Origin of the sequence: Rhodococcus sovatensis (assembly GCF_037327425.1) — a bacterium.
GTDB lineage: Bacteria > Actinomycetota > Actinomycetes > Mycobacteriales > Mycobacteriaceae > Rhodococcoides > Rhodococcoides sovatense.
In genome coordinates this window covers 5,567,070-5,591,865 of the sequence record NZ_CP147846.1, presented here as the reverse complement: position 1 = coordinate 5,591,865, position 24,796 = coordinate 5,567,070, and the positions used below count along the sequence as shown (strand labels likewise).

Annotated in this window: 19 protein-coding genes; 12 read left to right on the top strand and 7 right to left on the bottom strand. The window is 64.0% G+C overall.

Translation table 11 applies throughout. The features are described from left to right. Positions 1-35 precede the first annotated feature (35 nt). From WDS16_RS26155 to WDS16_RS26145, 3 genes are all read left to right on the top strand, one after another. On the top strand, positions 36-1,256 hold the full coding sequence (locus WDS16_RS26155) for a hypothetical protein (RefSeq protein ID WP_338888960.1): 1,221 nt from the start codon (positions 36-38) through the stop codon (positions 1,254-1,256). Between the two features lie 65 nt (positions 1,257-1,321). Beyond that, positions 1,322-2,329, top strand: coding sequence for a hypothetical protein (locus WDS16_RS26150; RefSeq protein ID WP_338888958.1), 1,008 nt, complete (start codon positions 1,322-1,324; stop codon positions 2,327-2,329). A gap of 105 nt (positions 2,330-2,434) precedes the next feature. After that, complete coding sequence (locus tag WDS16_RS26145) at positions 2,435-3,751, top strand: S1 family peptidase (RefSeq protein WP_338888956.1); 1,317 nt, start codon at positions 2,435-2,437, stop codon at positions 3,749-3,751. 275 nt (positions 3,752-4,026) lie between these two features. Here the strand turns inward: WDS16_RS26145 and WDS16_RS26140 are convergent, their stop codons facing one another. Next, entirely contained in the window at positions 4,027-5,097 is a 1,071-nt protein-coding gene (locus tag WDS16_RS26140; RefSeq protein ID WP_338888954.1) for a GNAT family N-acetyltransferase, read from the bottom strand. 408 nt (positions 5,098-5,505) lie between these two features. Beyond that, positions 5,506-6,180, bottom strand: coding sequence for an ammonium transporter (locus tag WDS16_RS26135; RefSeq protein ID WP_338888952.1), 675 nt, complete (start codon positions 6,178-6,180; stop codon positions 5,506-5,508). 526 nt (positions 6,181-6,706) lie between these two features. Between WDS16_RS26135 and WDS16_RS26130 the strand changes: the two genes are divergently transcribed. Beyond that, positions 6,707-10,024 carry a heterodisulfide reductase-related iron-sulfur binding cluster gene (locus WDS16_RS26130; RefSeq protein WP_338888951.1) on the top strand — a complete coding sequence of 1,106 codons (3,318 nt, stop codon included), beginning with the start codon at positions 6,707-6,709 and terminating at the stop codon, positions 10,022-10,024. A gap of 223 nt (positions 10,025-10,247) precedes the next feature. Further along, on the top strand, positions 10,248-11,186 hold the full coding sequence (locus tag WDS16_RS26125) for a hypothetical protein (RefSeq protein ID WP_338888950.1): 939 nt from the start codon (positions 10,248-10,250) through the stop codon (positions 11,184-11,186). Between the two features lie 110 nt (positions 11,187-11,296). On the opposite strand, the gene WDS16_RS26120 is transcribed toward WDS16_RS26125, so the two are convergent. After that, positions 11,297-13,210 carry a prolyl oligopeptidase family serine peptidase gene (locus WDS16_RS26120; RefSeq protein WP_338888949.1) on the bottom strand — a complete coding sequence of 638 codons (1,914 nt, stop codon included), beginning with the start codon at positions 13,208-13,210 and terminating at the stop codon, positions 11,297-11,299. Between the two features lie 92 nt (positions 13,211-13,302). Between WDS16_RS26120 and WDS16_RS26115 the strand changes: the two genes are divergently transcribed. Next, a complete protein-coding gene (locus tag WDS16_RS26115) occupies positions 13,303-13,530 on the top strand; it encodes a DUF3263 domain-containing protein (RefSeq protein ID WP_338888947.1) in 228 nt (75 codons plus the stop codon). Here WDS16_RS26115 and WDS16_RS26110 read toward each other — a convergent pair. Next, entirely contained in the window at positions 13,527-14,234 is a 708-nt protein-coding gene (locus WDS16_RS26110; protein ID WP_338888945.1) for an SOS response-associated peptidase, read from the bottom strand. The genes WDS16_RS26115 and WDS16_RS26110 overlap by 4 nt on opposite strands. 88 nt (positions 14,235-14,322) lie before the next feature. Here WDS16_RS26110 and WDS16_RS26105 point away from each other — a divergent pair, with 88 nt between their 5' ends. Together WDS16_RS26105 and WDS16_RS26100 are read left to right on the top strand one after the other, a co-directional pair. Beyond that, the gene (locus WDS16_RS26105) at positions 14,323-15,576 is read left to right on the top strand and encodes a pyridoxal phosphate-dependent aminotransferase (RefSeq protein WP_338888943.1); all 1,254 of its coding nucleotides are present in this window, start codon (positions 14,323-14,325) and stop codon (positions 15,574-15,576) included. 269 nt (positions 15,577-15,845) lie between these two features. Next, positions 15,846-17,186 (top strand): YibE/F family protein, encoded by a 1,341-nt coding sequence (locus WDS16_RS26100; protein WP_338888941.1) that lies wholly within the window; start codon positions 15,846-15,848, stop codon positions 17,184-17,186. 8 nt (positions 17,187-17,194) lie between these two features. Here WDS16_RS26100 and ald read toward each other — a convergent pair whose 3' ends face one another. Beyond that, a complete protein-coding gene (gene ald / locus WDS16_RS26095) occupies positions 17,195-18,277 on the bottom strand; it encodes an alanine dehydrogenase (protein WP_338888939.1) in 1,083 nt (360 codons plus the stop codon). A gap of 113 nt (positions 18,278-18,390) precedes the next feature. Between ald and WDS16_RS26090 the strand changes: the two genes are divergently transcribed. Further along, positions 18,391-18,921, top strand: a complete 531-nt coding sequence (locus WDS16_RS26090; RefSeq protein ID WP_338888937.1) for an Lrp/AsnC family transcriptional regulator — start codon at positions 18,391-18,393, stop codon at positions 18,919-18,921. On the opposite strand, the gene WDS16_RS26085 is transcribed toward WDS16_RS26090, so the two are convergent. Then, the gene (locus WDS16_RS26085) at positions 18,918-20,510 is read right to left on the bottom strand and encodes an Hsp70 family protein (RefSeq protein ID WP_338888935.1); all 1,593 of its coding nucleotides are present in this window, start codon (positions 20,508-20,510) and stop codon (positions 18,918-18,920) included. The genes WDS16_RS26090 and WDS16_RS26085 overlap by 4 nt on opposite strands. A gap of 110 nt (positions 20,511-20,620) precedes the next feature. Next, positions 20,621-22,039 carry a hypothetical protein gene (locus WDS16_RS26080; protein ID WP_338888933.1) on the bottom strand — a complete coding sequence of 473 codons (1,419 nt, stop codon included), beginning with the start codon at positions 22,037-22,039 and terminating at the stop codon, positions 20,621-20,623. Between the two features lie 346 nt (positions 22,040-22,385). On the opposite strand from WDS16_RS26080, the gene WDS16_RS26075 reads away from it, so the two are divergent. Genes WDS16_RS26075 through WDS16_RS26065 form a run of 3 tightly spaced genes read left to right on the top strand, consistent with a single transcriptional unit; the run spans position 22,386 to position 24,739 of the window. Then, the gene (locus WDS16_RS26075; RefSeq protein WP_068372947.1) at positions 22,386-22,643 is read left to right on the top strand and encodes an acyl carrier protein; all 258 of its coding nucleotides are present in this window, start codon (positions 22,386-22,388) and stop codon (positions 22,641-22,643) included. Between the two features lie 6 nt (positions 22,644-22,649). Next, the gene (locus WDS16_RS26070; RefSeq protein WP_338888932.1) at positions 22,650-23,801 is read left to right on the top strand and encodes an acyl-CoA dehydrogenase family protein; all 1,152 of its coding nucleotides are present in this window, start codon (positions 22,650-22,652) and stop codon (positions 23,799-23,801) included. Further along, positions 23,801-24,739, top strand: a complete 939-nt coding sequence (locus WDS16_RS26065) for an amino acid--[acyl-carrier-protein] ligase (RefSeq protein WP_338888931.1) — start codon at positions 23,801-23,803, stop codon at positions 24,737-24,739. Before WDS16_RS26070 ends, WDS16_RS26065 begins: the two co-directional genes overlap by 1 nt. Positions 24,740-24,796: the final 57 nt, after the last annotated feature.

Sequence of the window (24,796 nt, the reverse complement as noted above, 5' to 3'; positions counted from 1 at the left end):
AAAAGCGACATCCTTGACAGTGCGGTGACCGCCCGGTGCGCCGATCAGTTGACGAGGTAGCGCAGAACATGTCGAACCGCCACGCCGAGCCAGACGCGGCCTTCTCGTCGTATGTCGGCCTGCCCGACGTCGGGTTGTACATCGACGACGAGCGGTCCATCGCCGCTGTCTCGCGTCCCAGCGCGGCCAACCCGTCGCTGCACGTCGCGTCGTTGCACAGCACAGTCCTGTACGTCCACGCCGACAATTCGGTATCACTGGGCGGTACCGACGACCTTCATGCTGCGGAGTTCACCGGCTACGTCGGAGCCGAGGTCGACTCCGGATTCGAGCCCGGCGACCTCATCGCGATGACGCTGCGCTGCCTGTTGGCGGAGGTCGCCCAGTCGGTCGGTACCGATATGTCGCGCATGGCCGCGGCAGCAACGTTCCCCGCATCGTGGACAGCCGAACGAGTTTCCGATGTTCGGATCGCCATGAACCGGCACGGCCTCGATCACGTCGCACTCGTATCCGAAACCGATGCCCTCGCTGCCTGGGCGAACACCACACGGGCAACCTGGGCCGGTGCAGACACCGGGATCGCAGCGGCGCGGGGAGCGGCGTCGATCGCGTCCGAATACCCGGTCGACGCAGTGACCGAGGAGATTCTTCTCGCCCGGCCGGCACGACCGATCTGGGCACGCACGCCAGTACTTGCAGCTGTCGCGTTGGCCGCCGTCCTGGCACTCGGCGGCGGTGTCGTGTCGCTGATCCTGCAGGACTCGACGACGCCCTCGATCCCCGTGATCGAGGGCGCACCGGCTGCGGCTCCACGGACGACGGCCAGCTCTCCCACGTCCGCCATCCCGTTCCCGACGGTGGTGCCGATCATCGAACCGGCTGCACCAGCGCCATCCACGCTGGACCCGGGCACACCGACGGCTGACTCCGAGGTCGGCCGCACTACCGAGGAACTCCCCAGGACCAATCCTGCGTCCAACTCGACTGCACCCAGCAGCGACGTGGACACCCCCGCTGACGACACTCCGCCCACCGACGATTCGCCGGACGGTGAAACTCCGGATAGTGAGACGCCGGGTGGTGAGACGCCGGGTGGTGAGACGCCAGGCGAGGGAACCCCAGGCGGGGAAACCCCGGGCGAGGGAACTCCAGGCGAGGGAACTCCAGGCGGAGGAACCGGACCTGGCGACGATGGAGGCACGGACACCCCGTCGGCGCCGAACGGGTCGACGAATTCGGAACGGGGCGCCTGATGGGGTACCTCGCTGTATCGATCGGTGACACGAACTCCGTCGCTGTACACCGCAGGGACACAAGTGTGGACCCGACAGTCTTCGAAACGACGACCCAACTGAGCTTCGCCGAGGATGGAACCGTCAGCCTCGGCACAGAAACCCAGCACGAGTCCGAGGACGGTGCGCCGACGGTTGCCGCATCCATCTCACGCGTCGGACGCCCACCTGCCGAGGACGACGTCTATCTCGCCGAGGATCTCGTCGCGCATGCGGTGAACTGCCTCGTCGCGATGACAAGATCCCGCCACGGCGGGGTGACACCCAGCGTCGCAGTCGTTCATCCCGACAGCTGGGGAACCGGCGAAATCGATCTACTTCTCGGAGCGCTGGACCACACCGGCCTGCGCGGCGTCCACCTCGTGCCGCAGACCGCTGCGAGAAGCGCCTACGCGGCACTCGACTCGGGCGCTGGATTGCCCGACGACGTCGCGCTGGCGATCGGTGCACTGGCCGTGCTCGAGGGCGGTCGATCTGGCGACGCTGCAGATACCGATGCGCTACCGGTCATCGCGTCGCCGCAAGCACTGGCATTTTCCGAGGCCATACCCGTCGCAGTGGCAGAGCCCTCCCGGTCCGCTCCCGAGAGCGAGCGCCGCAAGCGAAAGCCATTGCTGGTCGTCACCGGTCTGGCTGCTGCGGTGATTCTGGCATCGATCGGGATCGCGGCTGCTCTCGGCACTTTCTCGGACGGAGCAGAAGTAACACCGCCTCCGATCACGGATGCGCAGTCCCCGTCCACTACGTCGGCGGCGCCGCCCACCACCCCGCAAGCCGTAGCTGTTCCGTTTCCCACCACGGAGCCCGCACCGCCGACCACCGAGGCACCTCCCGAACTGCCCCCGCAGGAAGCCGTCGAGACCGTGCCACCCGAGCCGGCTCCGCCCGTGGCACCGCCACCTGCCGTCGAACCGCCACCGGTAGCCGAACCCCCACCCGCTACGACGCCACGGTCCCTCCCTCCTCGTATGGAGATCCCGCGGCTCACTCTGCGTGAACTGCCGCCTGCGCTCGGTATCCCGGGCGCAGGCTGACGCAGGGGACGCTCCTGCTCATCGCTGTGAGCTGCGGGTTCCCACCATCTGTGACGTTATGGCCTAGGGTGGGGCGCTGATGCTCAGACCCGATGAAGGGATTTCATGCGTAACACGGGGGCACTGCGCGCCGCAGTGATCTGTTCGACGGCGTTCTTGTTTTTCGGTATCTTCTCGGCCCCCGCGTCGGCAGACCCAGAATCATCGATAAGTCAGAGTCCTGCCGATCAGCTCCCCCGCGAGCTCGCGGACGCTGTCGTTCGTGATCTGAAGATTTCTCCCCAGGAATACCTCGACCGCGCAGCGCGCGCTCAGGAGCTGTCCACCTACGCTTCCGACTTCCGCGCGTCCCGGCCGTCGGATTTCGCCGGCGCCTGGATCGGTCCCGACGGCACTGCCGTCGTCGCCGTGACCACTCCCGATGCCGCACAGGCAGTCGCCAAGGACGGGTACGACACCGCTCACGCGCCGGTGTCGGCCGACGGCCTGGAAAAGTCGCTCGCCGACCTCAACTCGTGGATTGCGTCGCTGCCACGCGAGGTTGCCAGTCAGGTCAATGGCACATCGATCGACATCCTGGACAACCAGATCGTCATCGATCTGGCCAACAGCCCAATCGGTAGTGCTCTCAACCTTCCGACGTTGCTCGCCAACTTGAAGGTGATTCTGTCTCCGGGAGCACCGAAGCCAGTCGATCCGTCGCCGATGGGCGGCGACACGTACGTCACCACCAAGGGCGATATCAAGGACACCCCGTCCACCGAGATCAGCGTCTGCTCGTTCGGTTTCAACGCTACCGACGCATCCGGGAACCCTGTCAATCTCAGTGCAGGACACTGCAATCCGAATGCCGACACCGGCTCCGGTGGAGCGCCCGTCTATCTGCCGAACCCGGCGGACGTGCAGGCGAGCACTCGGATCGGCACCGTCGATCGTTCGAGTCTCGGATCTTCCAGCGGCCTCGACTGGTCGGTCATCGCGCTGAACGAGCAGGGCGTCTCCTCCGGTCTAGATCGCCCCACGGTTCGCGGCGCCAACGGCAGCACGATCACCGTCACTGGTATGGCGTCGCCGGTCGTGGGAGCGCCGGTCTGCAAATCGGGACAGTCCTCGTCGTTCACTTGCGGTGTCATCGCGGCCGACCGGGTCGAGACACAGTTGTTCATGGAGGGCGGCAGCAGCCGTACCGTCCGTGGATTCGCCAGCACGGCATGCACATTGTCCGGTGACAGTGGCGGCGCAATCGTGACGGGAACGTTGGCTCTCGGCATCACCAGCGGCTCCAACAGCGGCGGCGCTCCCGACTGCGCAGAGGCCAACCTGGCCCTCGCTCAGTACGGCGGAACAGCGAGCCTCGGCATCCCCATCGCCCAGGTCGCCGACGAAACCGGAACCACAGTGCGAACTTCGCCCGTCACATAGCTTTTCAGGCTCCACAGGTCCGCCTCGACAACCATGTCGAGGCGGACCTTTTGTTTCTTCTCACAGACTTTCGCTCGGCCGTGGCTGGGCAATCTGTTCGAGCGGTACCTTCTATCGGAAGAGTGGCCGGGGCGGCCGAACTCACGAGGGGACACAATGCCTGCTTTCACGATGGTCTGGATTCAGCTTGCCGAGCACGCGGTTGCGCTGTGGCAGAGCGCAATCAACTTTCTGCCGCCGATTCCAGAGGACGCTCTACCGCCTCGAGAGTGACGTCACCGGCGGCGTCCCACACGCGCGGCGGCACCTCCGACGCTCGACAAGACCCGAGGTGCCGTATAGAGAATTCGAAGCATTGCTCCTGACAGCACCCACGCATTCGGCACCGCAGACAGCCGGAGAACGTCGTACCCGGAATTCGCCCACGTCGTCTTGATTCGATTGATGCCGACTCCCTGGTCCAGCCAACGGACGCCGAGTTCGTCGTGATGGTCGGCGAACCACTCGATCATCTGATGGCCCGGCTGCAGTTTTCCTATCCCGGCGTCGTAGTGCGTCAGCCAGCCTTCCATTCGCGTGCCTGTGCGGAGCCCGACCTCATGTGCGCTCCAGACACCGTCGATCACCAGACCTATGACGCAGAGTGTGCCGGCACGCGCTTCGCTGAGGAGAAAGCTCTTCGCGAACTCACCGTGCGGCGGAACGAGGTAATTGACCCTGCCGTTCCGCTCGACCGCAGACGCCGCGACCCGTTCGATGTCGGCCCAACGGGATTCCAGATGCTCGACGCCCGTCACCATCTCGACGTCGAATGCCGTGACTCCGCGCCGGTACTGCCGAAGGCGTTTCAGCGACTTCGCACTTCTGATGCTCGACGCCTTCTGCCCATCCGCCAGCTCGAGAACTGGGACGCTCTCGCGGATCGGTGCATGCACGTTCCACGACGCATGCATCAACAATCGCTGCATGGTGAGGTCGTTCGCGATCATCGAATCTGCAGACAACATGTAGCCCTGATCGGCAATGGCTCGCAGGAGCGCATCCGACGCCTCGGGGCCGTCACTGAGAATTTCCAGTGGCACACCCAAACCGGTGCCGACCACCTTGGCGAGCGTGAACGGCCCGCGCTTGAACTTCGAGAGCGCCGCAAGCGCAGCGAGTCGACCCCCTCGACGGACCTCGACGTATTCACACGCGAGCGCTGTCGCTTCCACAACGTTCGACACGAAGCCGGGTCGGGAAGAGAAGACCGTGCCGACGCGCTCTGCGAGCTCATGCCATTCGGCGAGGATCGACTGCGGGTCGGTGCGAATTCGAGCTACAACCGTCTCTACGCCCGTTTCCACGCTATTCAATTTACCAAGAGTTTGTAAATAACGCGAAAACATTCATTCAAACAGGTGAGAGTCACTGATAGCCATTTACTGTGTGGCACTGCCCCATTCGCCGTTCGGTTGCACTGCCCCCGACGCGTGTGGCGGCACGATCCCCGGGCCTGATGCGTCGTATGATCACCGTGCAGTCAGGTACCCACGTACCGATCAACCGGCGGCGCCTCGCGCCTGCACCACTCGACTGGAAGGCATACCCCTCATGCTCGCACTTCTCGGCGTCGGCTTCGATCTCCTCGGCTATGCAGCCGTAATCGTGATCGAGGCAATCAATTTGGCGTCGCCCGGTATTCGATTCGGCTAGACCCACGCAACGCACAAGCGGCCCGTCACCTTCCGGTGACGGGCCGCTTTCGTGGATGTCTACTTGTTGGCTGCGTCTGCGAACTTCGACGTGCCTGGTGCTGCCTGGAGGGTGTTGATCAGGTCGATGCCTGCAACCACCAGGGTGGGGCCACCGGCGACGATCGTGCCGATGATGCCGCCGACTGTTGCTGCGAGCGGGACAGTAGCGAGACCGATCGCACCGCCCGCGAAGCCAAGCAGGCCGACGCCGAAGCCGATTGCCGTTCCGGTGAACCCACCGATTGCCGTAGCGATACCCAGCTGCGTCGCGAAGGTCTGCTGAGCGATCAGGTTCTCCTCGGTCGATGCGACCGGGGTGGCGCCGAGGCTGCGCGAGTTGGCCGACGCCTTGGTCAGGTCCAGCTGAGGAACGAGACGAAGCGTCTTGCCGTTGTCGGTGACGTTCTGCTCGTACGGGAAGTTGAGCCCGCCCAGGTTGAACGACAGCGGCAGCGTGACGACTACCTTGTCAGCGGAATCGAGGACGTCGACGGTCTTGCCGTCGTCGGCGACCTTGAAGACACCGGCGTCGATCGTCGTGACGATCGTGCGGTCTTCCAGGTTCGATTCGTAGTTGATGTTCTCCGTGGTAGCGGGAGCGTCCGGGGTCGGATCTGCATAGGCCGTACCGCTGGCGAGACCCATCGCAGCGGCGACGAGCACCGACGTAACGACCAGTTTGCTGAGTTTCATGTAGAGAATGTTCCGTTTCTATGCAGTCGAGCCTTGCAGTACCGAGCTAAGAGCAGCCTGTCAGCCGCAGATACACCCAGACCGAATCCGCGAGTTAATCGGTGCGGCAGCAGCATAACCCACAACTCCGACCAAGCGTTATCGTCCTGGCATCAATGCGAGTCCCACTGGTTACCAAAAGCCCCACTGGGTAATTCGGACAACCGACACTCTCCGCACAAACCGCCAGTACAAGACGTCGCACAGCACTTTTCGAACTGCCACTGCATTCTGTGAACCCAACTTAGGACTGCCTTCTTGGCGACCCTGCGAAACACTACGCATAACGTGACCTACAGGACACAACCTACTGACCGGTTCAGCCAGCCGCGAAGAGAGGCCCATCCGGCGACCTACCAGCAGCCCGCCAGGCGTCGCCACTAAGTTACCCACGGGTAGCTACGGACTTGTTACCGACGGGTAGCATCGCTACTCTTAGGCTGACCCAAAGGTGGCTCTTGCTGCCGATGAACGAAAGGCCGCTTACATGAACGCCCTGACGATCACGTTGGGCACGGTCGGATTCCTCCTGAGCCTTGTTTGCTGGGGCTACTTCTTCCGCGGAATCTGGAAGATGGTTGCGGCCATCGCTCAGGGTCAGCCGGACAAGACCCGACTTCGCCCGTTCATTCCGCGTTTCAAGCAGATGATGATCGAGTTCATCCTGCATACCCGGATGACCAAGTTCAGGACCGTCGGCTGGGCCCACTGGCTGGTCATGGTCGGGTTCCTCGGCGGATTCCTGCTGTGGTTCGAGGCCTACGGTCAGACGTTCAACCCCGAGTTCCACTGGCCGATCTTCGGCAACACATTCGCCTGGCATCTCTGGGACGAACTCCTCGGCATCGGCACGGTCGTCGGCATCATGACGCTCATCGTCATCCGCCAGCTCAATCACCCCCGCAAGCCCGAGCGTCAGTCACGCTTCGGCGGCTCGCGGATGAAGGTCGCGTACGTCATCGAGGGCATCGTCCTCCTCGAAGGCCTCGGCATGATCCTGGTGAAGGCCGGCAAGATCGCCACCTACGGTCACGCGAACGCATACTCCGACTTCTTCACGATGCAGGTCGCGAAGCTTCTGCCTGCCAGCCCCGAAATGGTCTCGGTCTTCGCATTCGTCAAGTTGATGACGGGCATGATCTGGCTGCTGATCGTCGGACGCAACATCAACTGGGGGGTCGCCTGGCACCGCTTCACCGCGTTCCCCAACATCTACTTCAAGCGCGAGGCCGACGGCGGCGTCGCTCTCGGTGCTGCAAAGCCGATGATGTCCGGCGGCAAGGTCCTCGTGATGGAGGACGCCGACCCCGATGTCGACGCGTTCGGAGCGGGCAAGATCGAGGATTTCACTTGGAAGGGCTGGCTCGACTTCACCACCTGCACCGAGTGCGGCCGCTGCCAGTCCCAGTGTCCTGCATGGAACACCGGCAAACCGCTGTCCCCGAAGCTGCTCATCATGTCCCTCCGCGACCACGGCAACGAGAAGGCCCCGTACCTGCTCGCGGGCGGTAAGAAAGACATGGCAGGTGACGAGGTCGGACTCGTCGACGCCGATGGCAACCCCGATCAGGCCAAGCTCGACAAGATCCCGCAGTCTGCGCGTGACGAGGCCGATCGCAAGCTCGTCGCCGACGCCATCGAGGGCGGCATCATCGATCCTGAGGTTCTATGGAGTTGCACCACCTGTGGTGCGTGCGTCGAGCAGTGCCCCGTGGACATCGAGCACGTCGACCACATCATCGATATGCGCCGCTACCAGGTTCTGATCGAGTCGGAGTTTCCGTCCGAGCTGGCAGGCCTGTTCAAGAACCTCGAGAACAAGGGCAACCCGTGGGGCCAGAACTCCAAGGACCGTCTCAACTGGATCAACGAGATGGACTTCGAGATCCCGGTCTTCGGCCAGGACGCAGATTCGTTCCAGGACTACGAGTACCTGTTCTGGGTCGGTTGCGCCGGTGCATACGAAGACCGCGCGAAGAAAACCACCAAGGCAGTCGCAGAACTCCTCGCTACCGCGGGCGTCAAGTTCATGGTCCTCGGCGCCGACGAGACCTGCACCGGTGACTCTGCTCGCCGTGCAGGCAACGAATTCCTGTTCCAGCAGCTCGCAATGCAGAACATCGAGACACTCAACAGTGTGTTCGAGGGTGTCGAGCAGCAGAAGCGGAAGATCGTCGTCACCTGTGCACACTGCTTCAACGCGCTCGGGAACGAGTACCCGCAGGTCGGTGGCGACTACGAAGTGGTCCACCACACGCAACTCCTCAACCGTCTGGTGCGACAGAAGAAGCTGATCCCAGTGGCCACGGTTGGCCAGGACATCACGTATCACGATCCGTGCTACCTCGGCCGTCACAACAAGGTCTACGACGCTCCCCGCGAGCTCATGGCCGCGTCGGGCTCCAATCTCAAGGAGATGCCACGACACGGTGAGCGTTCGATGTGCTGCGGCGCCGGCGGTGCTCGCATGTGGATGGAAGAGAACATCGGCAAGCGCATCAACATCGACCGGGTCGACGAAGCGCTCAGCATGAACCCGAAGAAGATCGCTACGGGTTGCCCGTTCTGCCGCGTCATGCTCACCGACGGTGTCACCGCGCGTCAGGAAGGCGGCGCACACGAAGGTGTCGAGGTCGTCGACGTCGCGCAGTTGATGCTCGAGTCGATCACCCGCGTCGATGCATCGGTGCTGTCGGAGAACATCAAGGTCATTCCGCGCGAGCGCACTCCCGAAGAGGAGTTGGTCACCGAGAAGGCCGCAGAGGTCGAAGAAGCCCAGCGCATCCAACCCGTCGAAGAGCCTGCGGAGTCGAAGTCCGCTCCCACAGCGCCGGCGCCCAAAGCAGGCGGCGGTTTGAAGATGAAGGGGCTCGCCAAGGCTCCGGGAGCGAAGGCCCCCGGCAACGCATCGCCGGCCGCCGAGTCCTCGGACGACGCTCCGGCCACGCCTGCCGCTCCGGCAAAGCCCAAGGGCCTCGGAATGGCGGGTGGCGCAAAGGCACCTGGCGGGAAGGGTCTCGCGATCAAGGGCAAGGCTCCGGGTGCGAAAGCAGCAGCATCTGAGCCCGCAGCACCTGCCGAGGCAGCCGAATCGACGCCGACGGTCAAGCCCAAGGGCCTGGCAGTCAAGTCCGGCTTCAAGAAACCAGGCGCAAAGGCACCGGGGCAGTCTGCACCCAAGGCCGCCGAGACCGCAGCACCCGAGGCGGCGGCACCTACCGAGTCCAGCGCAGCACCTGCCGAAGGCTCAGTGTCCACGCCGACCGTCAAGCCCAAGGGCCTGGCAGTCAAATCCGGCTTCAAGAAACCAGGCGCAAAGGCACCGGGGCAGTCTGCACCCAAGGCCGCCGAGACCGCAGCACCCGAGGCAGCAGCTCCAGCTGCCGAGACCGCAGCACCTGAAGCACCGGCTGCTACAGCACCCGAGGCCACTGCACCTGCCGAGGCCGCCGCACCTGCCGAAGGCTCAGTGTCCACGCCGACGGTCAAGCCCAAGGGCCTGGCGGTCAAGTCCGGGTTCAAGAAGCCGGGGGCTCGTACTCCGAGCAAGCCTGCCGCTCCGGATGCTGCGCAGACGGAACCTCCAGCGGCCGAAGCGCCAGCGGTGGAAGAGACTCCGGCCGAGGCACCAGCTGAGGCAGTCGAACCAGCGACCGCTCAGGAGACTCCGACTACGGCACCAGCTGAGGATTCAGCGCCGTCTGCGGACTCGGACAGCTCCAACGGAACACCAACGCCGCCGCCCGCGAAGCCAGGCGGTCTCGGATTCCGTCCGGGCACCAAGGTTCCGGGCCGAAAGAAGTAACCTGGCACCGTTTTTGCCAAGCAAGCACCCCTGTTCGCCTCAGCAGGGGTGCTTGCTTGTCAGAAAGGGTGCTAGCTTCGCGAACCCGGGTCCGATACCACACCGATTCCGCCGAGCACCCCGAATACTGCGCACAAATGGGAGTTATCCACAGCCGCAGGCTCTATCCACATTTCGTGGATCGGACCTTGTCCAGCCGCTCGCCGATCGCCACTATTCGCTCATGGCACGCATCGTCTCCCGATCCGACGCACTCACACGTGGAGTAACCGACTCCGAGCTGCAACGCTTCTGCCGCACGAAGACATGGCGTCGGCTACGCCCCGGGCAGTACGTCAGCAGAATCGAATTCGATTCCCTGTCGCCCGTGGACAAGCACCGGGTGATGGCAGAGTCCATGATGGACGCGTCGACCGCTGCGGATGCGGTCCTCAGCCACGTCAGCGCCGCGGTGTTTCACGGCCTCGAAGTGTCCGTCGCGGATCTAGGTCGAGTACATATCACTCGCAACAGGACCGGTGGCGCCCGAAGCAACTCGCTGCGCGTCGTACATGCGGCGCCGTACTCCGCATCCGACGTCACCAGCATCGACGGCCTTCCCGTCACCGCTCTTGCGCGCACCATCGCCGATGTCGCACGATCCTTGTCGTTCGAGAACGCGGTCTGCTTGGCTGATCTCGCGGCCCGCCTCAGAAACGTCACATCCGAACAGGTTGCGGCAGTGCTCGATTCGTGCCCCACGCACCCGTCGAACCGCAAAGCTCGTCGAGTAGCGGAATTCATGGACGGGAAATCGGAAAGCGTTGGAGAATCCCGCTGTCGCATCGTTCTGCACGAGTTGGGCTACACGCCGCGATTGCAGGTTCGGATCGCGGATGCGGACGGGGTGTTCGCGCGTATCGACTTCTATCTGGACGGCATCTACACGGTGGTGGAGTTCGATGGCCGCATCAAATACGGACGCCTGGTTCCCGAGGGAGCAACACCGTCGGACGTGGTCTGGAAGGAAAAGGTTCACGAGGATCGCATCCGCGCTACCGGGAGGCAGGTGGTTCGGCTGACCTGGGCAGACCTCGACAATCCCGAGCACATCGAACGCCTGATCCGAGCAGCGGCCATCCGTGCAGCGCAATCACCTCCGCCGGCCGGTTCGATCGGCTGACCTAGCACCATTTTTGCAAAGCTTGGACATCGGCTCGCGTCCGAGCAGGGGTCCAAGCTCGGCAAAAAGGGTCCAAGCTCCCGCCACCCAGCCAAGCGCAACTAGCCCTACTACTCAGGCCGCCACAGCTCTAGCTTCGGAATCCCCGGCGGCGTGAAACCGAGCACCTGACCGTAGAACGACAGTTCGGATTCGCGGGCGTTCACCTGCGTCTCGAGCTTTCGGAACCCGTGCGATTCACCCTCGTAAGCCAAGTAGGCATGCGGAATGCCCTTCTTCACCATCGCATCACGGAATCGCTCGGCCTGTGAGGGCGGAACGATCGGATCGGACAACCCCTGCAGCAGCAAGACCGGGCACGAGAGTCCGTCGACGTTGTTGACCGGCGCCCGGGTGCGGTACAGATCGATGGCTTCCGGGAGTGGTCCGATCAGACCGTCGATGTAGCGGGACTCGAAGTCGTGCGTCTCGGCTACGAACAACTCCAACTCGGCGACTCCGTAATACGATGCTCCGCACGCGAATACGTCCGAGGATGTCAACGCAGCCAGAACTGTCCAGCCACCGGCGGATCCCCCTTCGATGGCCAGACGTGCTGGGTCCGCCAGCCCGGCGTCGGCCAATCCCTGTACCGCTGCGACGGTGTCCTCGACGTCGACGATCCCCCATTGACCGCGAAGCCTGTTTCGGTACTCGCGTCCGTAGCCACTCGATCCGCCGTAGTTGACGTCGACGACGCCGATGCCGCGGCTGGTGAAGTAGGCGAACACCGGATTGAGCGCGGGTGCGACGTGAGCTGTCGGACCGCCGTGGACGAATGCCACGTACGGCGGCAATTCACCGTCCAGTCCTTGATATTCGGGGCTGCGGGGTGCGTATGCGATTGCATGCACCTCACGCTCCGCGCCCTGGAAGGTCATCGGCTCACCGAGCGGTAGATAGTCCTCGTCGGGAACGGTTTCGAGGCCGGAACGCACCAGGCTGTGTTCCCCTGTCGAAAGGTCGAGCAGCCGAAGGCCACTGGGGCTCTGTGCTCCTCCGGCTTTGATCAGCACCGAGGTTCCGTTGCGCCCACCCAATGACACCGAGGTCAACCCGTCGAGATCGATGTCCTCCAGCGAACCTGTCTCCGGATCCAACACGGCGAGCGTGTCGACTCCGTATGTGCGCACTGTCAAGAGTTTCCCGTCGTCCAGCACCGAGTACCATCGAGCACCGAGCTGCCACAAGGGCGCACCGAAGTCGGACTCGCACTCGTGCAGAGGGCTCGAAGAACCCTCTGTGTCGGTGCGGTAGATGCTCCACCAACCGGTGCGGTCGCTGATGACGTACAGCGAGTTATCGTCGATCCATTCCGGCTGGAGGATCGATTCTTCGGAGCTTCCGAGCACGGTCTTCCACGTTCCGGTCGCGAGGTCGGCGACACGGAGTTCGGTACCGTCCCAGGGCATCTGCGGGTGGTTCCATGCGATCCACGCCAATGCCGAACCGTCGGGTGAGAGTCGCGGATACGCCAGGAAATCCGATCCCGACACCAGTGAGCGCACGCCGGAACCGTCGAGAGCGATCATGCAGATGTCGCGGGTGACATCGGCGCCGTCGTGGCTTTCCCGAACAGCGAGAACTTCGTCGCCGACGACCGACAGTTCACCGTATCTGACCGACGACGCAACCTCGGGCGCCGGAGTGAGTGCGACTGGCGTCTCACCTGCTTTCGCGACGTACACGCGCTGATCGGAGAACTCAGCGAAGACGATTCGTGCGTCCTCGGTGACAGTCCATGCGCCGCCGCCGTACTCGTGCACGCGGGTGCGGGCGTTGTACGGCTCTTCGAGCAGTACCTCGACCGTGTCACCCGAACTCCGACAGATAGTTGTCCGCCCGTTTTCGCTGGGCCGCATCTCCGCCCACCAGATCTGGTCGCCTACGAATCGGCCGCCCTCCACCGGGTGCCCGCTCGCAGACAGGTCCGCAGCGGTGATCGGTGACGGCCAGGATCCGTAGGGCAACGCTGCACGAGTCATGCGATCAGCGTAAAGGTCGTAACGCAACGTTCACCGGCAGGAGAGAGTATGTGGCTGAAGATTTAGGGAGAGAACATCATCTGGGGGTAGCAATGCGCGACACGGTACCGAACAACCTCGATCAGGCCATCCTTGCATTCGGTCGGGCTTGGTGGCGGTACGGCGGCGGAAGCGACGAGGACATCTACGTCGAATTCGGCCTGTCTGCCCGGTCGTACTTCGAGCGACTGCGCATTGTGCTCGACGGGCAGGCCGCGGCATCGCTGGACGAGCAGACACGGGCACAGATGCACGCGATCTGCATGCGCCGCCTTCACTAACCGACGGGCGTCAGTAGATCGGGACCGTTGTTTCTGACGCTGTTGACTGCCGTACTGACCTCGTACGGCACCAGCCGTGGTTCGGGGATCGCCGCAAGCATCTCCTGCACGGACTCGAGTGAGGTGATCGACGGATTCAGCCAATCGGAGCGCAGGTCCTCCGGCAGGACCACTGGGGACCGATCGTGAATGTGCCCGAGCGCGTCCGCCGCCGGAGACGTCAACACCGTCACCGACCACACCCATCGATCCGGGTCGTCGTCGGACTTCGACGGATCACGCCACAGTTCGTACAATCCCGCCATCGCAAGGACTCCGTCGGAGTGCAGAAAGTACGGAACCTTCTGGCCGTCACGCTTCTCCCACTCGTAGTACCCGTCTGCCGGAACGATGCACCGCCTGCGTGCCGCGGCCTTCTTGAACGACGGCTTCTCGGTGATGGTCTCCGAGCGTGCGTTGATCATTCGGCTGCCGATCTTCGGGTCCTTCGCCCACGACGGGATCAGACCCCATCGCACCGACCGAAGTTGGCGCACGGCCCCGGTCTCGGGTTCGTCTTTCGGTGCGCGTTCGACGACGGTCCGCACAGTCTGCGTCGGCGCCACGTTGTAGGCAGGCGGGATCTCGTCGCCGACCGTCTCCGCGATGTCGAACACCGCACGTAGATCGCTGTCGGTTTGTGTACTCGCATACCGTCCGCACATGCCCTCGATTGTCGCACCCACTACCGACAAGTAGCAGCGGGCGGAATATGCCTCGCCGTTCCAGGGGCGCACCTGGCACGATGGGAGGGTGAGCCATCCGCAGACGATCCACCAGACGCGTCAACATCGCCCGCTGCAGCAGTCGACGAAGCTGCAGAACGTGCTCTACGAGATCCGTGGGCCGGTACACGCCCACGCTGCGCGGCTGGAGGCGGAAGGCCACCGAATCCTCAAGCTGAACATCGGCAACCCGGCCCCGTTCGGCTTCGAGGCACCCGACGTGATCGTCCGGGACATGATCGCCGCTCTGCCGTACGCGCAGGGCTACTCCGAGTCCAAGGGCATCCTGTCCGCCCGACGTGCCATCGTCACCCGGTACGAGCTGGAACCCGGATTTCCCGAACTCGACGTCGACGACATCTACTTGGGCAACGGCGTCTCCGAGCTCATCACGATGACGATGCAAGCGCTTCTCGACGACGGTGACGAGGTGCTGATTCCGGCGCCGGACTACCCGTTGTGGACGGCGATGACGACGTTGTCGGGCGGCAAGGCCGTGCACTACATGTGCGACGAGGAGAATGGGTGGAACCCCGACCTCGCCGACATCGAATCGAAGATCACGCCGAAGACCGTCGCGCTGCTGGTGATCAATCCCAACAATCCGACCGGCGCGGTGTACTCGAAGGAAGTACTTCAGGGCATCGTCGACCTAGCTCGCAAGTATCAGCTTCTTCTGCTGGCCGACGAGATCTACGACCGGATCCTGTACGACGACGCCGAACACACGTCGTTGGCCAGCCTCGCTCCCGATCTGCTGTGCCTGACGTACAACGGCCTGTCCAAGGCGTACCGCGTGGCGGGTTACCGCGCCGGCTGGCTCGCTATCACCGGCCCCAAGGAACACGCGGCCGGCTTCATCGAAGGCATCGACCTACTCGCCTCGACGCGACTGTGTCCGAATGTTCCCGCGCAACACGCGATCCAGGTGGCACTCGGCGGACACCAGAGCATCGAGGATCTGATCCTGCCCGGTGGCCGACTGCTCGAACAGCGCGATGTCGCCTGGGAGAAGCTCAACGCGATCGACGGTGTGTCCTGCGTGAAGCCACGGGGTGCGCTGTACGCGTTCCCTCGCCTCGATCCGGAGGTGCACGAGATCTACGACGACGAAAAACTCGTCCAGGATCTGCTGCTGCAGGAGAAGATTCTCGTGGTCCAGGGCACCGGATTCAACTGGCCCGGACACGATCATCTCCGCATCGTGACCCTGCCGTGGGCACGCGATCTCGCGGTAGCCATCGAACGATTCGGCAACTTCCTGTCTTCGTACTCGCAGTAGAGCATTCCTCGCTTTTCCGGTCGGTTCATCCTGCGAACTGACGGGAAAGTAGGGAAAGTAGTTGAAAAGTGATCTAAAAAACACCGCGGTGAAGCCACACTTTCGCCAATTCGTCTGTACATTGGCCATGGCACCTTGTGTGCCCGAGCACTGGTCGTACCCCACCCCCCCGGGGCGATCAGGAAGGTGGCGGGGGACGCCCCCCCTGCTCCCCGCCACCGAGCTCCACACACGTTCCCGCCGTAACCGGCAGCCACTAGCCTTGCACCGTGGAGTCACACGGTCATGGACACGGACACAGCAACGCATCAGCGCCACTCGGGCCCGTTGCAGCACGGATCGTCATCGGACTGCTCGTCGCCATCGGAATTGCCGTGATCGCAGGCGCTGTCGCGCTGTGGCCGAGCCAGCAGAGCGTCGAAGTCCCACTTCCGTTTCAGACTTCCGGTGGCGGATCCGTCGAGACCGAAGCCGGTACCGTCGTCTCCCAGGACATCGGTGCGTGCGGCAGCGGATCGGCGGGCCGGGTGTTCACCGGCAACCCGACGCCACCCGTCGGTGGCGGTTACGAGTGCCAGCGCAGCATCGTGACGATCGACTCAGGACCGAACGCCGGAACCCGAACCCTGATCGAAATTGTGCCCGGGCCAGGACAACCCGACATTCGCACGGGAGAGAGCGTTCGTCTGGTTCGCCAGACCGACGCGGCAGGCACCACGCAGTACTCGTTCAACGACTTCGCCCGAGGACTCCCGCTCGCCGTCATCGTCGGTGTGTTCGCGCTCGTGATCTGCATCGTGGCCAGGTGGCGCGGTTTCCGGGCGCTGCTCGGGCTGATCATCGCGTTCGGCGTACTCGTCGGATTCATGCTGCCCGCGCTGCTGGATGGGAAGCCGGCGATTCCGGTGGCTCTCGTCGCCGGTTCGATCATTCTGTACGGGGTGCTCTATCTGGCACACGGAATCAATCTGCGCACGAGTTCTGCGCTCCTCGGCACTCTCACGTCGATGGCGCTGGCCGCTGTGCTGTCCTACGTGGCGATCCGTATGACGCACCTGACCGGACTGTCCGAGGAACAGAACACCAACGTGCAGGCCTACATACAGCAGGTGAGCATCACCGGCCTGCTGTTGGCGGGTTTCATCATCGGCTCTCTCGGCGTCCTCAACGACGTGACCATCACCCAGGCGTCGGCCGCGTTCGAGATCGCGTCGGCCGATGCCACGGCGACCCGACGGCAGATATTCTCGTCGGCGATGAGGGTCGGCCGGGACCACATCGCCAGCACCGTCTACACCCTCGTTCTTGCGTACGCGGGCGGCGCGTTACCGCTGCTGTTGCTCTTCAGCGTCGCAGGACGCTCTATCCAAGATGTCCTCACCGGTGACGCCGTGGCGGTCGAAATCGTGCGCTCGTCCGTCGGCGGGATCGCATTGGCCCTGTCGGTCCCGTTGACGACGGGAATCGCCGCACTGCTCGCGCGCCCTGGCGGCGTGGCAGGAAGCCCCGTGGGACCAGGAAGCCGCGTGGAACCAAGAAGCCCCGTGGAACCAGGAAGCACTGCCCGGGCGATGCCGGCCCCGAAGAAGTCGGGCCGGCATTCGCGGTAATCGAACCCTCAGGCGAAGGCTGCCGCCACCGACTCCGACAGCAGCACGCCCGCATGAGTGCTGAGGCCGTTCTTCAGGCCGGGATCAGCTTCGCATGCGGCTTCCCAGCCCTTGTCCGCGAGCGCGACGACGTACGGCAGCGTCGCATTGGTCAGCGCATATGTCGACGTACGCGGGACCGCGCCCGGCATGTTGGCGACACAGTAGAAGACGGACTCGTGGACGCGGTATGTCGGGTCGTCGTGCGTCGTCGGGACGGAATCCTCGAAGCAGCCGCCCTGATCGATGGCGATGTCGACGAGCACCGAGCCTGGCTTCATCCGCTGAACGAGGCTGTTGGAGATCAATTTCGGAGCCTTGGCGCCGGGCACCAGAACTGCACCGATGACCATGTCCGCAGCGAGCACAGCTTGCTCCAACTCCAGCGCGTTGGAAACGACGGTCTTGACGCTGCCCCGGTACTGATCGTCGATGGACCGCAGCGCAGCCACATTGAGATCGAGCACGGTGACATCGGCATGCATGCCGTGGGCGATTGCGACGGCATTGCGTCCTGAGACACCTGCACCGATGACGACGACATTCGCCGGCCGAACCCCGGGGACACCGCCCATGAGAACTCCGCGGCCGCCGCCGCTCGCCATCATGTGGTACGCCCCGGCTTGGGGTGCGAGCCGCCCGGCGACCTCGCTCATCGGCGCCAGCAGCGGCAGCGACCCGTCGCGCCCTGTGACGGTCTCGTAGGCGATCGAGGTGGTACCTGACGCCAACAGCGCATCGGTACACGGCTTCGACGCGGCGAGATGCAGGTAGGTGAACAGAACCTGGCCCGCGCGGAGTCGCGAGTACTCCTCGGCGATCGGTTCTTTGACCTTCAGCAGCAGATCGGCAGCTTCCCAGACCTCATCGGCGGAGGTGATGATCTGCGCACCCGCAGCCTTGTAGTCGGTATCGGAGAAGGACGATCCCGAGCCGGCTTCGGTTTCGATGATGACTTCGTGTCCATGCGAGACCAATTCGTGCACGCCTGCCGGAGTGATGGCCACCCGGTATTCGTGGTTCTTGATCTCGCGTGGAATTCCGATCTTCATGATGTGACTCCTATGCGGTTCGGCGGAATTGCCTGCTCGGGGGATTGTCACAACTATGAATTAAATGCAGAAACACGACAACAGATGTGAATAAAATTCTGTAGACTCTGGCAATGTCGGTCAATAATGCATCTTCGGGTCGTAAGAACACCCACCCATCGAATGATGTTCGGCACGTGCAGCTCGACAAGATCGACCACATTTTGATCGACGAACTGCGCCGGGACGCCCGAATTCCCAACAACGCGCTCGCCGCCGCTGCCGGGATCGCACCGTCGACTGCCCTGGGACGCGTCCGTTCGCTTGTCGAACGAGGTGTCATCCGCGGCTTCCACGCAGAAATCGACCCAGAGGCGCTCGGGCAAGGCATTCAGGCCATGATCTCCGTGCGACTCCAAGCCGACGCCCGCAAACGAATCAGCGAGTTCGGCAAACAGATCGCTGCCCTCGAGGAAGTGCAGAACATCTACTTCATCGCCGGCGCCGACGACTTCCTCGTTCAGATCGCGACGGTGGACACTGCAGCGCTACGAAACTTCGTGGTCGACAACCTGAGCGCACATCCAGCCGTCTCCGCCACGGAAACGATTCTGATCTTCGAGCACGTTCGCCCCCGAAACAGCGCGTCGCGACCCGGGACCTAGGGCGCAGGCGGGAACAGCGGCGGGATGGTCGGCAACGTGAAGTCGGGCAGACCGGGGATCAACGGAGGTGGCTCAGGAGCCGGCGGAGGCGCTTGCTGGGTCGGCGCGGGCGCTGGTTCCTGCGTGGTCTGCACCGCGGTCGGCTGCGGTGCAGCCGTAGGCTCGGGCTCGACTGGAACCGCGGCCGCAGTCGTCTCGGGTGGCGGCGGAGCGACCGGAACCACCGGCGCGCTCGGAACCGACGATGCCGGTGGCGTCGTGGCTGCCACGCTCGGTGCAGGCGCATCGGTGACTGCGGTGTCGACGACGGTCGGTGAGCTGCTCGGCCGCAACAGCAGAAAGCCGGACAACGCGACGATGGCCGCTGCGACAACTCCGACGACCGACCAGGCACGCACTCGACGACGCGTGTACTCGGCAACGGTATCCCCGTCATCGTCCTCGTAGTCCGCCTCCAACCAGTACACGTTCTGCAGCGCGAAATGGGAAGAACCCGCGGGCTCCTCCGGCGATTCGCTCGGGGGCGGCGAACTAGGAGGCGGCGAACTCGGGGGCACGGGTGGCAGCGCAGTCGGGAGACTGTCGCGCGAGATGGAAATGGTCGGCGTCGCGTCCGTCGGCCTCGGCGATACCGGAGCCGTACGATCACCGATTCCGTTACCGACCATGGCTGCCACCGGCGGGCGCGGGCGGGCAGCCACCTGGCCCTCGGCCGGCCTCGCCGACAGCGCGGCACCTCGCGCGGCGACGGACTCCGGCTCGTTGGGGGTCAGCGCGGGCAGGTCGAGCGACGCTCCGACGCGCTTGCGAACCAATGGGATCCGCGAGCCGCCGCCGACCAGGACGACTGCGTCGATCGGGACGTGGGCACCGATCAGCACATCGCGCGCGAACTCGATCGACCGATCGACCTCGTCGGTGATCAACGTCTCGTAGCTGTCACGAGACAGAAGGATCATTCCGCTCTCGTCCGGCAGGCACACCGCATCGTTTCCGGACAGCCGTTCCTTGGCCACCCGGCAGCGACGGGTGAACAGGTCCATGTCGGGCGCATCGCTCGGCTTACCCAGGCGGTCGAGCTGATTGTCGCGCAGGATCGCGTCGAACTGATCTCCGCTGAACTCGGTGCTGCGACGCGTGACGATCACCCGACGAGCGGCCAGATCGACGACGCTGACGTTGAGACCGGAACTACCGAGGTCGTACAACGCGACAGTCGAGTACCCGGCGGCCTCGCCGCTCGCGATCAGGTATTCGACGACCGCTTCGACCTCGTGGACGAGGTGGTAGTTCTGCAGATGCTGATGTTCGAGCGCTCTCTGCAGGGTGTCGGCTTGATGCGCGTCTCGGTACGCGACGCCGGTGGCCATCTGCCGTTCGGACTCGGCCGCGACGGCACTGATCGACTCGGCGGCGAGGTACTCCACGTCGTCGTCAACGGTGTCGATGACCTGATTCCGAAAGAACAGTTGCTGTGGAGCCTCGAGCACGCGAGCCGACGCCATGGCGGGCGCAAAAGCCGTTCCGTTGCGCGGCAGCGCCATACGCACGGCGTGGGCACCCATGGACACCCCCAGCAACACGGTCATCGTTTATGCCTCACTCGAACGGTCTGCGGTCGGACGTGAAAGGTAAGTCCGACTCGCCACGCTACCGGTAGTTCAGGTGGGGTGCGCCGCGGCCCTTCCGCGTCCGAAGGTCAATTCCCGACGTCCAGCCCGGTACCGGAGCCGAAACCGACTTCGGCGAACTGCTCGTCGTCGAGTTCGGTGCCGTCGGTCTCCAGCGTGCTGTCCTCGCTGTCCACCTCACCGGAAATCACCTGCGGATCAACCGGTGGTGGCGGGAGCGCGGGCGGCGGAATTGTCGGCAGCTCGGCGGGCGGCACACCCTCGGCGACCGAGATGTCGCTCGTCGCACCACTGACAGGTTCGACACCGATCCCAGGCGGTGGCGGGGTATCGCCCCGAAGGAAGACCACGGCCCACACCAGGACCACGACGGCCGCCACCCCGGCCAGCCCAGCAGCGTCGCGCACCGACCAGCGGATACGACGGCGGGACGGCGATCGCTCGGGAGCAGGCTGGGAAGCAGGGCGTACGGGCGCGGGCGCCGGTGCCACGTCCGGAGCGGGCGCAGAGACATCCGGAGCGGGCGCAGAGACATCCGGAGTGGGCGCAGAGACATCCGGCGCGGGCGCGACAACCCGAAGGGGCGTTGTCGGTGGCTCCAGGTCCTCGTCCGCGTCGACGGTGAGAACCATGTCCTCACCGCCCGGATACTGCTCCGGCTGATGCTCCTCTGGCTGGTGCTCCTCGGGCTCGCCGTCGAGATCGAGATGCGGTGCCGACGGCTGCGCTTCGAGCGCCGCGCCTTCGACGATGACGGAGTTGGGCGAGTCGGGCAGGACGAGCGGAACCGTCCACTCCTGCTCGACGAGAGCCTTGACCAGCGGGATCCGCGCCTGGCCACCGATCAGGAGGACGGCGTCGGGTTCGTCGGGAGCAGCCCAGGCAAGAGTCTGCAGAAGCGGCGCCGTGACGGCCTCTTCGAATTCTTCGCGCGTGAGCAGCATCGGGCCGTTACCCGGAGCGCGGACGCCAGCCGAGGTGGAGACCAGTTCCTTCAGTTCGCGGAAGAAGGCGCGGTACTCGCGTTCGGCGTCGATGCCCTGTGCTGGGGGAAGGATGCCTTTGCTCATGACGAGACGTTCGACGACGTCGTCGAGCACCTCGCCCGACAATGCCGCGCGCCGAGAGGACCGCGTGACCTGCCCTGCTGCGACGTCGAGGGTGAACGCCGACGTGCCGTACCGACCGAGATCGAGTACGAGAAGTGCGCGGGCGTCGGCCAGAACCTCGACGGAACGCGCGTACGCGAGTAGTGCAGCACCTTCGCCGACCATGCGGATCGTCGACGTATCCGAAGTGTCCAGCGAGGCAAGGAGCGAGGAGACCGCGTCGACGTCTCGACCGGTCAGTACGACATCGTCGAACGGTCCGCAGTCGACAAGTTTGCCGTTCAGGTGCCAGCTGGCTCCTTCGGCATCAATCGAGTCCTCGACACGTTGCCCGTCCCGAAAGTACGAGATGCGGACGGCGTCCGACTCCACGGCCACGCCGCAGACTCCACCCATCGGCTAGAAATTCCTTCGACTGTACGAACCCCGACCTGTTGATCACTGTACTGGCGCGCGGCCGTGCGATTTGTCCTACTCGAGCGCCGACGAGCAAGTAATGCGGCGTTCGACACACTACGTAGGCACGTACACCCAGGTGAACACAAAGCCTGTAAAAGATTGCATGAGCAAACTACACTCTCGTGGTAACGCGATAAAACAATCTAAGATATTGTTCGGGTGGGTCTGGGGAGACTGCTGGGTGTCGAACGGTCGTAGCCTTCGACCCACGGTCGCGATCGAGGCCGTCCGGTCTCGGTATCAACGAGATTCGGTGGAGGATCGCATGGAGACGCTCAACTCTGAAGATGTCGCACGAGTTCGGGACGTTCTGGACAAGTTCGGAAAGCTGCCGGTATCGGCGGCGGACCTCGATTCCAGCGCTGACCTCTACGACAACGGCCTCACTTCCCACGCCAGCGTCAACGTCATGATCGCGCTGGAGGACGAGTTCGACGTCGAGTTCCCGGACACGATGCTGCAGAAGTCCACCTTCGGCAGTGTCGACGCCATTGCCGCCGCTCTCGCACAGCTGACGGACTGATCGCCGGTGACCACCGTCTACGACACCGACACACTCGCTGTGTCCGAGGTCCTCGCTGTCCTGCGTGAGCACGCAGGCGCAGTCGACCGTGACGCTCGCTTCCCCGCAGAGTCGGTCGATGCTATGCGCAGGGCAGGCCTACTCGCTGCGGGTATTCCCACGGAGTTCGGCGGCGGTGGACAGTCTCTGACCGAACTCGCACACACCGCGCGTGCTCTCGGCGCCGAGTGCGCATCCTCGGCCATGATCTTCGTGATGCATCAGTCTCAGGTCCTGAGCATCGTCCGACACGGCAAGTCCGACGCCATGGAGTCGCTGCTGCGGCGGATTGCCGCCGAGCAGCCCCTCGTCGCGTCCGCAACCACCGAGATCAACATCGGTGGTGACGTACGCACCAGCAGCTGCGCCGTCGAATACGACGGCGAGCGAATCACACTCTCCAAGACCGCGCCGGTCATCTCCTACGGTGAGTACGCGCAGTTCGTCCTTGCCACGGCGCGGCGTTCGCAGGACAGTCCGCCGAGCGATCAGGTTCTGGTCGTGTGCGAGAAGCCGAACGTCGAGCTTCGGAAGATCGGCGAATGGGACACGCTCGGGTTCCGCGGAACCTGCAGCCCTGGGTTCCAACTCGAAGCGACGGCAACGACGTCGAACATCCTCGGCGACAACTACGGTGACATCTCCTCACAGACGATGCTGCCCGCGGCACACGTCCTGTGGGGCTCGGCGTGGCTCGGCATCGCCGACGCCGCGGTCGCCAAAGCTCGAAAGTCCGTCCGTAAGTCCGCGAGCCGCACCCCCGGCGAAACGCCTCCTGCTGCGCTGCGACTTGCCGAGCTCTACGTCGTCCACGAGCAGTTGGTCGATACCGTATTCGGTGCCGCCGCCAAGTTCGAGGCCATCGCCGACTCCCCCGCCGAGCTCGGTGCCATCGGGTTCGCCGTCAAGATCAACAATGTGAAGGTGACGGCGTCGACACTCGTCATCGACATCGTCGGAAAAGCACTGCAGATCTGCGGCATATCCGGCTACCGGCAGGACGGCGATCTCAGCGTCGGCCGTCACCTCCGAGACGCCCACGGGTCGGCCATCATGGTCAGCAACGAGCGGATCCTCGGACACAATTCCCAACTGGCGCTCGTCTACAAGGGGAAGTAATGACCGCGACGCAGGAAACTACCATCAGCGAACTCGACACTGCCCGTTCACGTTTCCGAGAAGAACTGGTGGAAGCGGGCCTACTGGTCCCGAGCTCGGTCGAAGGGCTCTACGGACGCTCAGGCGAGTTCGAGGACATCGTCGACACGATCGACGACCACGTCAAGGCAGCCGGTGCCGCAGAACACGGTTACTCGGCCCCGCGGTTTCGCTTCCCGCCCGTCTTCCCTCGGGAGGCCTTCGAGCGCACCGACTACATCGCCTCGTTCCCCAACCTGACAGGGGCGATCAACACATTCGACGGTGACAACAAGGCCCACGCGGCGTTGCTGGCAGATCGTTCCGACGGCAAGGATTGGGATCACCATCTCGAGTCCGCGGGCACGATGTTGGTGTCGGCGGCGTGCCACCCGTCGTACTCGATGATGACCGGCACACTGCCCGACGAGGGCCGTCTGCTCGATATCTACGGATACTGCTTCCGGCACGAACCGGCCGTGGATCCTGCTCGCATGCAGGCGTTTCGGATGCACGAGTACGTTCGCGTCGGAACGCCCGACGAGGCAATCGCACACCGCGAACGGTGGGTGGGCCGCGGTCTGCAGGTTCTCGCCGATCTGGGACTCGAAGCCGAGGCGGTCATCGCGAACGACCCGTTCTTCGGGCGCGCCGGCAGGATGCTCGCAGCGAACCAGCGCAACGAAAACCTGAAGACAGAACTCGTCGTCAAGCTCTACGGAGATCTGGACGACGGCACCGCGGTCGTCTCGTGCAACTGCCATCGCGATCACTTCGGTCACACCTTCGACATCCGGACAGCCGACGGCGAGCCCGCACACAGCGCCTGCGTCGGATTCGGAATGGAGCGAATCGCGTTGGCGATGCTGCGTACTCACGGTCTCGATCGCCGTCGCTGGCCGGCCTCACTCGCAGTCTGATCGAGCGTAGGCAGACAGCCCGGCAGTACCCGCACCACCCGTAAACACGACAAGGAC

Coding starts and splice junctions, on each gene's coding strand:
- ald (WP_338888939.1), bottom strand. CDS start 18,277: ATGAAGATCGGAATTCCACGCGAGATCAAGAACCACGAATACCGGGTG.
- WDS16_RS26120 (WP_338888949.1), bottom strand. CDS start 13,210: ATGACTCGTGCAGCGTTGCCCTACGGATCCTGGCCGTCACCGATCACC.
- WDS16_RS26145 (WP_338888956.1), top strand. CDS start 2,435: ATGCGTAACACGGGGGCACTGCGCGCCGCAGTGATCTGTTCGACGGCG.
- WDS16_RS26130 (WP_338888951.1), top strand. CDS start 6,707: ATGAACGCCCTGACGATCACGTTGGGCACGGTCGGATTCCTCCTGAGC.
- WDS16_RS26075 (WP_068372947.1), top strand. CDS start 22,386: ATGGAGACGCTCAACTCTGAAGATGTCGCACGAGTTCGGGACGTTCTG.
- WDS16_RS26090 (WP_338888937.1), top strand. CDS start 18,391: ATGTCGGTCAATAATGCATCTTCGGGTCGTAAGAACACCCACCCATCG.
- WDS16_RS26065 (WP_338888931.1), top strand. CDS start 23,801: ATGACCGCGACGCAGGAAACTACCATCAGCGAACTCGACACTGCCCGT.
- WDS16_RS26110 (WP_338888945.1), bottom strand. CDS start 14,234: ATGTGCGGACGGTATGCGAGTACACAAACCGACAGCGATCTACGTGCG.
- WDS16_RS26115 (WP_338888947.1), top strand. CDS start 13,303: ATGCGCGACACGGTACCGAACAACCTCGATCAGGCCATCCTTGCATTC.
- WDS16_RS26085 (WP_338888935.1), bottom strand. CDS start 20,510: ATGACCGTGTTGCTGGGGGTGTCCATGGGTGCCCACGCCGTGCGTATG.
- WDS16_RS26125 (WP_338888950.1), top strand. CDS start 10,248: ATGGCACGCATCGTCTCCCGATCCGACGCACTCACACGTGGAGTAACC.
- WDS16_RS26135 (WP_338888952.1), bottom strand. CDS start 6,180: ATGAAACTCAGCAAACTGGTCGTTACGTCGGTGCTCGTCGCCGCTGCG.